The following is a 13,813-nucleotide window of genomic DNA, read 5'->3' on the forward strand; positions in this document are numbered from 1 at the left end:
TCAGTAGTTTTCCAGATACCATTCGACAAAGCGGCGGACGCCTTCCTCGACGCCCAGCTCAGGCTTGTAGCCCGTCAGGGCGACGAGCAGGCCGGGTTCGGCGTAGGTATGATGCACGTCGCCCGGCTGCATCGGCAGCATGTTTCGGATGGCCTTCTTGCCGAGCGCTGCCTCTATCGTCTCGACATAGTGCATCAGCTCGACCGGCGCGCCGCCGCCAATGTTGACGATCCGGAACGGGGCGGTGCTCGACAGCGAATCGATGACGGTATCGGAGACGATGCGGTTGGCCTCCGCCGGCGGCACCGCGATCAGGCGGACGATGCCCTCGACGAGGTCGTCGATATAGGTGAAGTCGCGGCTCATCCGGCCTTCGCCGTAGATATCGATCGGGCGATCGTTCCTGATGGCGTCGACGAACTTGAACAGCGCCATGTCCGGCCGGCCCCAGGGGCCGTAGACGGTGAAGAAGCGGAACGCCGTCGTCGGGATGTCGAAGAGATGGGCGTAGCTGTGGGCCATCAGCTCCATGCTTTTCTTCGTCGCCGCATAGATCGTCATCTGCTCGTCGGCCTTGTCGCTTTCGGCAAACGGCATCTTCTCGTTGGCGCCGTAGACCGATGAGGTCGAGGCGAGCAGGACGTGCTTCGGCTTGATGGCGCGGGCGAGTTCGAGAATGTTGAACGAACCGGTGACGTTGGAATCGACGTAGGATTTCGGATTTTCGAGGCTGTAGCGAACGCCGGCCTGGGCGGCGAGGTGGACGATGACATCAGGCTCCGCCAATTCGGCCGCCCGATCGAGCGCCGCCTTGTCTTCCAGCATTGCGATGACCGGCTTGAAACCGTTCGAGCGCGCGAGGATGGCGTGCCGTTTTTCCTTCAGCGCCACATCGTAATACGGAGTCATGCCGTCGAAGCCGACAACGAAATTGCCTTCGTCAAGCAGTCGCTTGGCGAGATGGAATCCGATGAAGCCACCGGTGCCGGTGATCAGGTAGCGCATGTCAGGTCCTTCGTGATGGCGCCGGTCGCACCCGGTCAACGCTTCGGGAGCGTGGTAGAGCGGTCCCGGCTTTCAGGAGCAGTTGATTGCCTGCGCTTATACACAGCGTTTCCGCCGCCGCCTATAGGCGGGAAGCGTCGCCCGGCTTCGCCCTCGTTTGAAAAAATGCAGTTTGTCCATGATGTTCGGCGTATTCAACGGTTGGCATGTGGTGTCGGCGTGCTAAAAATTTGTCACGTTCAGGCGCAGCGCCTGTCGAGCAAGGGGCCGGTTCATGACGTTCGATCTACTCATCCGAAACGCAACGCTTGCCGATGGCCGCACGGGGATCGACATCGGTATCGCCGGCGGCAGGATCGCTGCAATCGAGCCGAAGATCGCTGCGAACGCCGGGCGCGAAATCGATGCCGGCGGCCAGCTGGTCTCGAGCCCTTTCGTCGATTGTCATTTTCACATGGATGCCACCCTGTCGCTGGGCCTGCCGCGCTTGAACACGTCCGGTACACTCCTCGAGGGCATCGCGCTGTGGGGTGAACTGAAGCCGTTGCTGACGCAGGAGGCGGTGGTCGAGCGGGCACTGCGCTATTGCGATCTCGCCGTATCGCAAGGGTTGCTGGCGGTACGGACCCATGTCGATATCTGCGACAACCGGCTTCTGGCTGTCGAGGCGCTGCTGCACGTGAAAAAGGCCGTCGCGCCCTATCTCGATCTGCAACTCGTCGCCTTTCCGCAGGATGGATATTACCGTTCGCCGACGGCCGCCGCCAATCTCGAGCGGGCGCTGGATCTGGGTGTCGACATCGTTGGAGGCATTCCGCACTTCGAGCGGACGATGGAAGACGGCGCGCGGTCGGTGCGGGCGCTTTGCGAGATCGCAGCGAGGCGGGGCCTGCGCGTCGACCTGCATTGCGACGAAACGGACGATCCGCTTTCGCGTCACATAGAGACACTTGCCTGTGAGACGCAGCGGCTGGGACTGCAGGGCCGCGCGACCGGCTCCCATCTGACCTCGATGCATTCGATGGACAATTACTATGTGTCGAAGCTGCTGCCGCTGATAGCCGAGGCGGATGTCCAGGTGGTCGCCAACCCGCTGATCAACATCATGCTGCAGGGGCGCCACGACAGCTACCCGAAGCGGCGCGGCATGACTCGGGTGAGGGAGATGCGCGAGCATGGCATCAACATCGCCTTCGGCCAGGATTGCTGCATGGACCCGTGGTATTCGCTTGGCAGCGGCGACATGCTCGACGTCGCGCATATGGGCCTGCATGTCGGACAGCTGTCGGCTCGCGAGGCAATGCGCTTCTGTTTCGACGCGGTCACCAGAAATCCCGCCAAGCTGATGGGGCTGGAAGGCTATGGTCTCGATATCGGCTGCAACGGCGATCTGGTGGTGCTGCAGGCGAAAGACCCGATCGAGGCAATCCGGCTGCGCGCAACGCGTTTGTTCGTCGTTCGTCGTGGCATGGTGATCAGCGAGACGCCGGCGAGAGGCGCAAGGCTGTCGCTCGACGGGCGGCCCGATTTCGTCGATCCTGCTGCCTACGCGCCGGTCGCCAGCGAGCATTGAAGCGAAGCAGTGTCGGTCACGCCTTGAGGATCTCCGCGAGGCGGCGGGAACCGGGCTCTCGCTCTGACAAATCGAGGCCCGAAAACAGGTCGACGAGATGGCTGACCATCAGCTCGGACGCGTCCTTCGGCTTGTTGCTGGCAATCGCATTGACCAGCGCATGGTGAGCGTGGTGCTCGCAGATGGCATCGCGGCGGCGCCAGTAGAGGGCGACGATCAGCGACGAGCGTGAGCAAAGCCTGCGGACGAAGTCGATGTAGATAGAATGATTGGCAATTTCGGCGATGGCCACATGAAACTGACCTGAGAGCTGGACCGCTTCGCCGTCCCGGCCGGCGGCGACCGCCGCATGTTCCTCGGCGATGTGGCGCTCCAGCAGGACGATGTCGGCCGGCTTGGCGATCTCGGCAGCCATGGCGGCGACTTTCGGCTCGAGCAGCGCGCGAGCCTCGAAAACCTCGCGGGCCTCCAGCCGTGTCGGCTTGGCGACGAAAGCGCCGCGATTGACTTCGAGCGTGACGAGATGGTCGAGTGCCAGTGCCTGCAGGGCTGCGCGTATCACTGTGCGGCTGACAGAATAGATCTCGGCCAACTCGTCTTCCGGCAGCTTCATTCCAGGCGCCACGCTGTGGCCGAGAATGGCGCTGCGAATGCCGAGATACACAGGCGACTGTTGCACTGGCGGTTGCCCCGCCGCTCTGGCCCTGATGGATTTTTCAAGCATGGCGCGGTGCCGGAATCCGAGTATTGATCTTGGCCGAGAGCATAACTGATTATTGCGTCCAATACCATGTGAGTTTTGTATACAATATTTGCTTACGTTGTGTGCATCTGCTGAATTTGCCGCATCTAATAAATGGGCATATTCTTTATGCTATGGTTGGCTACCTATCTTCGAAGTCAACGATTTCAGTATGTTAATTAATATTTAAGATTTGGCATGGGCCTTGCAATCCCTCTTTCCTGTGAAGAAGCGGAAGAGGGGCCGATGGCTAAGGGCGATCTAGAACTTATCAGGCTGACCAAGCGTTACGGTGGCACGGTTGCCGTCGACGCGATCGATCTGAAAGTGCCAGCCGGCACCTATTGCTGCTTGCTGGGCCCGTCCGGCTGCGGCAAGTCTTCGACGCTTCGCATGGCGGCCGGCCATGAAAGTGTCTCCGGCGGCGATGTCGTTCTCTCCGAAAGCCAGATCACCCACGCCCGTCCGGCGGAGCGCGGGACGGCTATGATGTTCCAGAGCTACGCACTGTTTCCGCATCTCGATCTCATCGACAACGTCGCCTTCAGCCTGAAGATGAAGGGCGTCGACAAGCAGGCGCGCCAGGCCAAGGCGCTCGAGATGCTGACGCTGATGCAGATGGAGCCCTATGCCACCCGGCGTCCGGCGCAACTCTCCGGCGGCCAGCAGCAACGCGTGGCGCTGGCTCGCGCATTGATCACCGATCCGGAAGCGTTGCTGCTCGACGAGCCGCTGTCGGCGCTCGATCCGTTCCTGAAGATTCGCATGCGTGCCGAGTTGAAGAAGCTGCAGAAGACGCTGGGCATCACCTTCGTCCACGTCACCCATAGTCAGGAAGAGGCGATGGCGTTGTCGGACCTGATCGTGGTGATGAACAACGGCCGCATCGAGCAGGCAGCCTCTGCGCGCGAGGTCTTCGAGCGGCCTGCCACCGCCTTCGTCGCCCGTTTCATGGGCGATCACAATGTTCTCTCCGGTCGCGCGACCCACAGCCAGGACGGGGTCGTGACGCTGGAAGCGCCTGAGGGCCAGACATTTTCCGTTCGCGGCCAGACGGAAGTCGGCGCGCCCGTGGATATCGGTATCCGCACAGACCGGGTTCGCCTCGCCGAGCCATCGCAGAAGGGCCTCGGCTTCAACGGCATCGTTTCCAACGTCGAATATCGCGGCGCCACCGTGAAAATCACCGTCATCGGCGCCGGTAGCGAGGACTTCACGGCGATCATTCGCGACACCGATTATTTCGCCAAGCCGGTTTCGGTCGGCGATGCACTGTCACTGAGCTGGGCCCTGGAGGACGCAGTCCTCCTCGGCCGCGGCTGATCCATCAACCACCTGAAGGGGAACTGAGCATGACCAAGGACACAAAGTCTACCAAGCCGGCCAAGGGTATTTCCCGCCGTAATCTCCTGAAGACCGGCGCTGCCGGGCTCGGCGCCGTCGTCGGCTCCGGCCTCGTCACCGGCTTCCCGACCATCTGGGCTCAGAACCCGATCACGCTGCGCCAGTTCGGCACCGGCGTGTCGAACCTCAATGCCATCGCCGACAAGTGCAAGGCCGACCTCGGCATCACGCTGCAGATGACGGCAACGGATTCGGACGCTGCCGCCCAGCGCGCCGTCACCCAGCCGAACTCCTACGACATCGCCGATATCGAATACTGGATCGCCAAGAAGGTCTACCCAGCCGGCGTGATGCAGCCGATGAACACCAAGAAGCTCAAATACTTCGACAAGATCGTGCCGCTCTTCATCACCGGCAAGCTGAAGCCCGACAGCGTCATCGCACAGGGCACGGCGCCGCACACTGTCGGCTTCGTCGACGGCCCGGACTCCAAGAAGTTCTCGAAGACACCGACCGAATGGATGACGATGGTCCCGACCATCTACAACGCCGACACGCTGGGCATCCGGCCGGACCTCGTCGGTCGCGATATCACCTCCTGGGCCGACATCCTCGACCCTGCCTTCAAGGGCAAGACGGCGATCCTCAACATTCCGTCGATCGGCATCATGGACGCTGCCATGATCATGGAAGCCTCCGGTCAGCTGAAATATGCCGACAAGGGCAACATGACCAAGGCGGAGATCGACAAGACGATCGACTTCCTGATCAAGACCAAGCAGGCCGGCCAGTTCCGCGCTTTCTGGAAGTCCTTCGACGAGAGCGTTAACCTGATGGCCTCGGGCGAAGTCGTCATCCAGTCGATGTGGTCGCCGGCCGTTGCCGCTGTGCGCTCCAAGGGCATCGCCTGCAAGTTCCAGCCGCTGAAGGAAGGCTATCGCTCGTGGGGTGGCGGTCTCGGCCTTGCCAAGCACCTGAAGGGCGCCGAACTCGACGCGGCCTACGAGTACATCAACTGGTACACGTCCGGCTGGGTCGGCGGCTACCTCAACCGCCAGGGCTATTACTCTGCCTGCATGGACACCGCCAAGAACTTCATGACGGCCGACGAGTGGGGCTACTGGATCGAGGGCAAGCCGGCACAGGGCGATATCATGTCGCCTGAAGGCAAGGTCATGGAGAAGGCCGGAGCAGTCCGCGACGGCGGCTCGTTCGAAGAGCGCATGGGCCACGTCGCCTGCTGGAACTCGGTCATGGACGAGGACCGCTACATGGTAAAGCGCTGGAACGAATTCATCGCTGCCTAAGGCACCTTTTCATCTCCCTCCTTGTGGGGGAGATGTCACGAAGTGACAAAGGGGGGCGGTGCGGCAAACTCCAGATCTGCGGCCATCACCCCTCTGTCGGCTCTGCCGACATCTTCCCCACAAGGGGGGAGATCAGGAAAAATCGGAGACACCGAATAATGGCATTAGCAACGACATCGACGGACAGGCCTCAGAAGCGCAACTTGACGGTTCCGCTCGGTCTCGTGTCCTATCTTCAGGCGCTGCCGCTGCTTGCAATTCTCGGCTTCTTCTTCATCCTGCCGATCCTGATGATCGCTGTCGTCAGCTTCTGGGACTATGATTTTGCCGGCATCTATCCGGCGATGCTGCTCACCAACTATTCGGACAGCCTTGAATCGTGGGTTACCTGGAAGACCTATCTCCACACCATAGAATTCATGCTGATCGTCTGGGCGATCACCCTGTTCATCGGGTTCTGGGTTGCCTATTACCTCGCCTTCCACATCCGCAAGCCGTCCACGCAGATGGTGCTGTTTCTCATCTGCACGGTGCCTTTCCTGACATCGAACATCATCCGCATGATCTCCTGGATCCCGGTGCTGGGGCGAAACGGGCTGATCAACTCTGCGCTGATCAGTGCCGGTATCATTCCAAAGCCCATCGAGTGGCTGCTCTATTCCGATTTCGCCGTGGTACTCGCCATGGTCCATCTCTACACGCTGTTCATGGTGACGCCGATCTTCAACACGCTGATGCGCATCGATCGCTCGCTGTTCGAAGCGGCCCGCGATGCCGGGGCGACCGGTTGGCAGATCCTCTGGAACGTGGTGATCCCGCTTGCCAAGCCCGGCATCGCCATCGGCTCGATTTTCGTGGTGACGCTTGTCATGGCGGACTTCTCCACCGTGCAGGTGATGTCCGGAGGCCAGAGTGCCTCGGTGGCGCTGATGATGAAGAACCAGATGTCGCTGCTGCAATATCCGGCCGCTGCCGCCAACGCCGTGGTGCTGCTGGTCCTCGTGCTGCTGATGGTTGCCGCCATCCTGCGCGTCGTCGACATCCGCAAGGAGCTTTGAGATGAACGCCGACAAACGCCCTCTCGAGTTCTACGTGCTCACCGCCTTCTTCATCCTGTTCGTGCTGTTCCTGTACGGGCCGTTTTCGGCGATCTTCATCCTGTCTTTCCAGGGGCCTGACGGCGGGCTGACGTTTCCGCTCAACGGCGTATCGTTCCACTGGTTCGCAAACCTGTTCGAAAAGCAGTCGGTCGGTGATTTCGGTGCGGCTTTCCAGCGCTCCTTCTTTCTCGGCCTTATGGTGATGGTCGTGACCGTCGTGGTGTCGCTGCTGGCTGGTCTTGCCTTCCGGCGCAAGTTCCGTGGCGCATCGCTGGTCTTCTACGGAACGGTCGCCAGCCTCGTGGTGCCGTCGATTATCATCTCGCTCGGCATCGGCGTCGTCTTCCAGCAGCTCGGATTTGCGCCGGCCTGGTACTCCTCGGCCTTCGGCGCCCACCTGACCTGGACACTGCCGTTCGGCGTGCTGATCATGTTTGCCGTCTTCAACCGTTTTTCGCCATCGTATGAGGAAGCGGCGCGCGACCTCGGTGCGAGTTCGTGGCAGACGTTCCGCCACGTCGTGCTGCCGATGATCGCGCCGAGCCTGATCGGCGTCGGGCTGTTCGGCTTTTCGCTCTCCTACGACGAGTTTGCCCGGACGCTGATGACGTCGGGCTCGTTCAATACGCTGCCGCTGGAGATCTATGGGATGACCACCAATGTCACCACGCCGGTTCTTTATGCGCTCGGCACGGTGACGACGCTGTTCTCCTTCACCATCATCCTCTCCTGCGTCGGCATCGGCATGTATGTCAGCCGGCGGCGCGCTGCCGTGGGTTCGGATGCCGGCAAGGGGGTCTGAGCGCATGCGGATCCTGGTGATCAACCCCAACACGACGGCGTCGATGACGGACAAGATCGGCATCGCGGCGCGGGCGGTTGCAAGCCCGGGGACGGAAGTCGTTGCCCGCAATCCCGTTATCGGCCCCGTCAGCATTCAGGGACCCGAGGACGGCGAGGCGGCCTTGCCTGGGCTGCTGTATGAAATCGAGCGGTCCAATGTCGAGGATTTCGACGCCGTCATCATCGCCTGCTTCGACGATACCGGGCTCTACGAGGCGCGCGGGCGAACTGCGCGGCCCGTGATCGGCATCGGCGAGGCGGCCTTTCATGCAGCCACGCTGGTTGCGTCGAGATTTAGCGTCGTGACGACGCTGTCCGTGTCGGTGCCTGTCATCGAGGACAATGTTCGTGCCTACGGTTTCAGTCTCCGATGTGCCCGGGTGAGGGCTTCCGAAGTACCGGTGCTGGAACTCGAGCGTGAAGGCTCCGATGCCTGCCGCACCATCTCGCTCGAGATTGCAACCGCATTGGCGAAGGACGATGCCGATGCCATCGTGCTTGGTTGCGCCGGCATGGCGGATCTTGCCCGGCAGCTTAGCCTCGAACACGGCGTGCCCGTGATCGACGGTGTGGCTGCGGCGGTAAAACTTGCCGAAATGCTGCATGCGCTGGGACTGCAGACCTCGCAGGCTGGTCCGTTTCGCAAGGTTGCGTGACCCGGACCCTGCCAGGCTCCAAGCCCTGTTCCAGAGTTCCGTCGGTCCCGTCATCCCCCTCACTGGCCAAAGACACGGCGAAGTCGCTAGCCGGCTGTTGTCGTTCCTCTTGATTTGCCCTGCAAAAGCGCGATCTCCGCCGACAACGGGGTCGCTTTCCGAAAAGCAACGCTTTATAGATGCGCGGGTTTGGGCAAGGCGCATCTTTGCGCAGGAAGCAGGAAGAGACAAATGACGAACGTGGTCGTGATCGGTTCGCAATGGGGTGACGAAGGCAAGGGCAAGATTGTTGACTGGCTTTCGGAGCGCGCGGACATCGTTGTCCGCTTCCAGGGCGGCCACAATGCCGGCCACACACTCGTCATCGACGGCATCAGCTACAAGCTGTCGCTGCTGCCTTCCGGCGTCGTGCGGCCGGGTAAGATGGGCGTCATCGGCAACGGCGTGGTCGTCGATCCGCATGCGCTGCTGGCCGAAATCGACAGGCTCGCGGTCCAGGGCGTCAAGATCACACCTGAAAACCTGCGCGTTGCCGACAATGCCACGCTGATCCTGTCGCTGCACCGTGAACTCGATGCACTGCGCGAAGATGCTGCGAGCAACAGCGGCACCAAGATCGGGACCACACGTCGCGGCATCGGCCCTGCCTACGAAGACAAGGTCGGCCGTCGGTCGATCCGCTTCATGGATCTTGCCGATCTCGAAACCCTGCCCGCCAAGGTCGACCGCATCCTTACGCACCACAATGCGCTGCGTCGCGGTCTCGGCGTTGCCGAGGTCAGCCACGAAACCATCATGGAAGAACTGACGTCGGTCGCCGACCGCGTGCTGCCATTCCGCGAGACCGTCTGGCTTCTTCTCGACAAGGAGCGCCGTCGCGGTGCGCGCATCCTATTCGAGGGCGCGCAGGGGTCGCTGCTCGACATCGACCACGGCACCTATCCGTTCGTTACCTCGTCGAACACCGTTGCAGGGCAGGCGTCGGCCGGTTCCGGCATGGGGCCGGGATCGCTCGGTTACATCCTCGGCATCACCAAGGCCTACACCACCCGCGTTGGCGAAGGGCCGTTCCCCACAGAGCTGACAGACGAGATTGGCCAGTTTCTCGGCGAGAAAGGTCATGAATTCGGCACAGTTACCGGGCGTAAACGTCGATGTGGCTGGTTCGATGCGGCGTTGGTGCGCCAGTCGGTCGCCACCAACGGCATTACCGGCATCGCGCTGACCAAGCTCGACGTGCTGGACGGACTGGAAGAACTGAAGATCTGCGTGGGCTACATGCTCGACGGCGTACAGATCGACCACCTGCCGGCTAGCCAGGGTGCGCAAGCCCGGGTCGAGCCGGTTTATATTACGCTTGAGGGTTGGAAAGAATCGACCGTCGGCGCCCGCAAATGGGCCGACCTGCCAGCTCAGGCAATCAAATATGTGCGACAGGTGGAAGAGCTGATCGGTGCCCCGGTAGCGCTTCTTTCGACCAGCCCGGAGCGCGACGACACCATACTTGTGACTGATCCGTTTGAGGATTAATGTCGCGCCAACGATAAAACGCTGTTCGGCCTTACTGCTGGACATCACGAGAAAGTACTGATGGCGGATTTTGTAGCAGTCATCCGACGTGCCGTAGATGGCTTGTCCGACAATACACCCGAAATGCGGGTGAAAGTTTATGCCCGCGCTCGCGGTGCCGTACAGCGCCAGCTGGAAAGCATGAAGCCGCGACCGCCGGAGACGATGCTGCAGCGCCAGCTCGAGAAGCTCGAAGCCGCCATTCGCGACGTCGAGGCCGAGCATGCCGAAGCCGGAGTGCCGCCTGCAATCGCAGAGGAAGCCGCCGCGGAGGAGTTCCACGCCCAGCCGGACGAGGCATATCATCAGCCGGAACCGGTGGCGGAGCATGTTCCAGAGCCGGAGCCAGAGCCGGCGGTGCAGTCAGAGCCGGCAGCGGCACAGGAAGAACCGACACATATCGAGGAACCCGCGCCCGTGGCGCCTGCCGAGGTGCACCACGCAGAAGAGAGTGCACATCCGGACACCGCTCCGACCGTCGACGATAATTGGCGCGCCGAAGATGACTGGCAGGCGGACAGGGAACCGCAGCCTCTGGAAGCGCTGGAGGCCGTTTACGAAGCGCCCGAGCACGAGCACTATCGTGAGCAGGTCGAGCCGGTTGCAGTTGAGCCCGTGCATGCCGAATGGCAGCCGGAGCCGGAGGCATATCACTCCTCTTCCGTCGACGAGGTCCCACGCGAGGTCCACGAGCCGGCGCCGGAACTGGATGCCGCCGACCACGCCGGCTACGGCATCACCGAGACGCATAGCGATCCCGCTCATTCGGACAATGCCGGCCATTTCGACGACGTCTGGGCGAAAACCGCAACCCCGGAACCAGAGGATGCTGGCTCGCCGCATCATGAGTGGCCAACGGCGGCACCGGGCGGACAGCCGGCACCGACGGCCATTCCCGTTCACTATCCACCGGATGCCGGCTTTGCGGCTGAGGAACATCCCTCCGCCCGCATGCCGGATGCTGGCGAACACGTCGCCTGGGAAGCTGCGACGTTCGACGATCTGCCGCCGGTAAAATCCGGTCCCGTCGCAGAGCCTGCGCCTGTCAAGCAGGCCGCGCCGACGCCTGCCGGTGACTTCGACGATGTCGACCTGTTTGCCGATGTTCACGGTAATGCTGCCAAACCTGCCGTTCAATCCGGGCAGTCGGACGGCTGGAACGAGATCAAGGAGCTTTCCGGCTACGAGAAATTCGCCGCCGAGACCGATTTCAGCGATTCGGTACCGTCGGATCTGGGGCAGGTCAGTGTCGCCGGGCTTCAGGGCAAGAGCTACCGCATGGAGCCGAAGCGCCGCCGCTTTGGCGTCGCAGGTATCCTCCTTACTCTGGCTGGTGTCGCTGTTGTCGCCGGCGGTGGTTATGCCGCCTGGATGAACCGCACCGCGCTCAACGAGATGGTCGCCGGACTGGTGAGTTCCGCACCGAAAAATGCAACGGTCGCAGACAAGACCGCAACACCGGCAGCAACCACGCCTGTCGCCACGAAGCCGACGACGCCGGAAACTCCACCGGTTGACGACGGCAACACCGTCAACAGCAAATTTACCCAGCGCCTGATGGCGGATGGCAGCGAGGTGGATGCAGGCGTGCCTCCTGTCCCAGGTGGACCGGTCGCTGCCGAGGGCAAGTCCATCGCCCAGCAGAATGTCGCAGCCGCGACGCCGCCACCCGCTGCGGCTGCTGCCAATCCATCCGTACCGGCTCCCGCATCCGCGCCGCCGGCACAGGCTCCAACGCCTGCGCCGACAGCTGCTGCACCGACGCCGGCTCCCGCACAGCCGACCGCAATGGTTCCGTCGGCTACGCCGCCGGCAGCGACGCAGACGGCGACTGTCGGCACGGGTGAGAAGATGTTCCTGTACGAAGAACGTCTTGGCCAGACGTCGCCGACCGCGATCGAGGGTACGGTGACTTGGAGCGTCCATGAGGACAAGGGCGACGATGGCAAGCCATCTCCGACTGTCCAGGGCAGCATCAACGTGCCCGAACGTGGCATGACCGCGCTGGTGACCTTCAAGCGCAACAGCGACCCGTCGCTGCCGGCAAGCCATCTGATCGAACTGGTATTCTCGCTGCCGCCGAATTTCGAAGGCGGTGCCATCGACAGCGTCCAGCGCGTTGCGATGAAGGCGACCGAGCAGGATCGTGGCGATGCGCTGATCGGTGTGCCGGCCAAGATCACAGACGATTTCCACATGGTGGCGCTGAACGACTTCCCGGATGCTCGCAAGACCAATTTGGACCTCTTGCGCAACCGCAACTGGATCGACATTCCGATCACCTACCGTAACGGCCGTCGCGCCCTCTTGACCATGGACAAGGGCACGACCGGCACCGACGCCTTCAACAAGGTTATTGGCGAATGGGCCGCTATCGCCGGTCCTAGCGGCCAGTAACGAGCGGATTTCCAAGCCACACAGAAAAGGCGGGTCCGAACGGGCCCGCCTTTTTCAGTTCAACACATCCGGTCTGTGGACCGGATGCTTATGCAGTTGCTTCCACGACGCGCAGGCCCTTGGCGCGGTCGAGGGCGTCCTTGCGGACAGCCTCCTGGACCTTTTCAAAGGCGCGCACTTCGATCTGGCGGACACGTTCGCGGCTGATATCGAATTCGGACGACAGGTCTTCCAAGGTCACGGCATCCTCCGACAGGCGGCGAGCCTCGAAGATACGGCGTTCGCGGTCGTTGAGCACGCTCATTGCGCGGGCCAGCATGTTGCGACGTGTCTCGAGTTCGTCCTGTTCGATCAGAACCGCTTCCTGGCTCTCGTGGTTGTCCACCAGCCAATCCTGCCACTGGCCGCCTTCGCCTTCCGCAGCCTTGATCGGCGCATTCAGCGATGCGTCGCCCGAAAGGCGGCGGTTCATCGAAATGACCTCCTCCTCGGATACCTTCAGCGTCGTGGCAATCTCGGTCACCTGGTGAGGCTTGAGGTCGCCTTCGTCGATTGCCTGGATCTTGCCCTTGAGGCGGCGAAGGTTGAAGAACAGCCGCTTCTGGTTGGCGGTCGTCCCCATCTTCACCAGCGACCACGAGCGCAGAATGTACTCCTGGATCGAGGCCTTGATCCACCACATGGCGTAGGTGGCCAGACGGAAGCCACGTTCCGGATCGAACTTCTTGACGGCTTGCATAAGGCCGACATTGCCTTCGGACACGACTTCGCCGATCGGCAAGCCGTAGCCGCGATAGCCCATGGCGATCTTTGCCACCAGACGGAGATGGCTTGTGACAAGTCTATGGGCTGCCTGACGGTCGGCGTGCTCGGCATAACGCTTGGCGAGCATGTACTCTTCCTGCGGTTCCAGCATTGGGAACTTGCGGATCTCGTCAAGATAGCGATTGAGGCCGGTCTCGCCGGCGGTAATGGATGGCAAGTTATTGCGGGCCATGAAGCACCCTCCTTGTTGGAAACCAGCCCCTTCGAGACGCCATTCAACATGGCGAAAAGCGGGCCAGCACGTGCGGTTCTGGCAGACCCCGCACTAAGTCTAGTTATAAATAAGTATGACGAAACTGGGATTCAAGAACTGTGTCACGCATGTGTGACCGGTGAGATGCACCAAAGGCCAATTATTATCGGCGATATCGAAATTATCCAGCGCATAACCGGCATGCTGGCGAAGATCCTGAACAATCAGCGCTTTTATAAGCTCTTCGCGCTCAGATGTC

At 61.6% G+C, this 13,813-nt stretch carries 11 protein-coding genes; 8 read left to right on the top strand and 3 right to left on the bottom strand.

All coding sequences use genetic code 11. The features are described from left to right. A complete protein-coding gene (locus J5278_RS06315; protein WP_209184491.1) occupies positions 1-1,005 on the bottom strand; it encodes an NAD-dependent epimerase in 1,005 nt (334 codons plus the stop codon). Between the two features lie 274 nt (positions 1,006-1,279). On the opposite strand from J5278_RS06315, the gene J5278_RS06320 reads away from it, so the two are divergent. Next, entirely contained in the window at positions 1,280-2,578 is a 1,299-nt protein-coding gene (locus tag J5278_RS06320; protein WP_209184490.1) for an amidohydrolase family protein, read from the top strand. 16 nt (positions 2,579-2,594) lie between these two features. Here J5278_RS06320 and J5278_RS06325 read toward each other — a convergent pair whose 3' ends face one another. Further along, entirely contained in the window at positions 2,595-3,302 is a 708-nt protein-coding gene (locus J5278_RS06325; protein ID WP_209184489.1) for a GntR family transcriptional regulator, read from the bottom strand. Positions 3,303-3,566: 264 nt separating this feature from the next. Here J5278_RS06325 and J5278_RS06330 point away from each other — a divergent pair, with 264 nt between their 5' ends. The 7 genes from J5278_RS06330 to J5278_RS06360 all read left to right on the top strand — a co-directional run bounded on the left by J5278_RS06330 (position 3,567) and on the right by J5278_RS06360 (position 12,536). Continuing rightward, the gene (locus J5278_RS06330) at positions 3,567-4,643 is read left to right on the top strand and encodes an ABC transporter ATP-binding protein (RefSeq protein WP_209184488.1); all 1,077 of its coding nucleotides are present in this window, start codon (positions 3,567-3,569) and stop codon (positions 4,641-4,643) included. A gap of 29 nt (positions 4,644-4,672) precedes the next feature. Next, positions 4,673-5,971: a PotD/PotF family extracellular solute-binding protein gene (locus J5278_RS06335; RefSeq protein ID WP_209184487.1), complete on the top strand. Its 1,299-nt coding sequence runs from the start codon at positions 4,673-4,675 to the stop codon at positions 5,969-5,971. A gap of 158 nt (positions 5,972-6,129) precedes the next feature. After that, positions 6,130-7,029, top strand: coding sequence for an ABC transporter permease (locus J5278_RS06340; RefSeq protein ID WP_209184486.1), 900 nt, complete (start codon positions 6,130-6,132; stop codon positions 7,027-7,029). A gap of 1 nt (position 7,030) precedes the next feature. Next, a complete protein-coding gene (locus J5278_RS06345; RefSeq protein WP_142823530.1) occupies positions 7,031-7,873 on the top strand; it encodes an ABC transporter permease in 843 nt (280 codons plus the stop codon). Positions 7,874-7,877: 4 nt separating this feature from the next. After that, positions 7,878-8,570 (top strand): aspartate/glutamate racemase family protein, encoded by a 693-nt coding sequence (locus tag J5278_RS06350; RefSeq protein ID WP_209184485.1) that lies wholly within the window; start codon positions 7,878-7,880, stop codon positions 8,568-8,570. Between the two features lie 231 nt (positions 8,571-8,801). Further along, positions 8,802-10,100 carry an adenylosuccinate synthase gene (locus J5278_RS06355; protein ID WP_142823528.1) on the top strand — a complete coding sequence of 433 codons (1,299 nt, stop codon included), beginning with the start codon at positions 8,802-8,804 and terminating at the stop codon, positions 10,098-10,100. A gap of 60 nt (positions 10,101-10,160) precedes the next feature. Beyond that, positions 10,161-12,536 carry a hypothetical protein gene (locus J5278_RS06360; protein WP_209184484.1) on the top strand — a complete coding sequence of 792 codons (2,376 nt, stop codon included), beginning with the start codon at positions 10,161-10,163 and terminating at the stop codon, positions 12,534-12,536. Between the two features lie 88 nt (positions 12,537-12,624). Here J5278_RS06360 and rpoH read toward each other — a convergent pair whose 3' ends face one another. After that, positions 12,625-13,533, bottom strand: coding sequence for an RNA polymerase sigma factor RpoH (rpoH, locus tag J5278_RS06365; RefSeq protein ID WP_111222501.1), 909 nt, complete (start codon positions 13,531-13,533; stop codon positions 12,625-12,627). Positions 13,534-13,813: the final 280 nt, after the last annotated feature.

This window comes from Rhizobium sp. B21/90 (assembly GCF_019355815.1).
Classification (GTDB): Bacteria; Pseudomonadota; Alphaproteobacteria; order Rhizobiales; family Rhizobiaceae; genus Rhizobium; species Rhizobium rhododendri.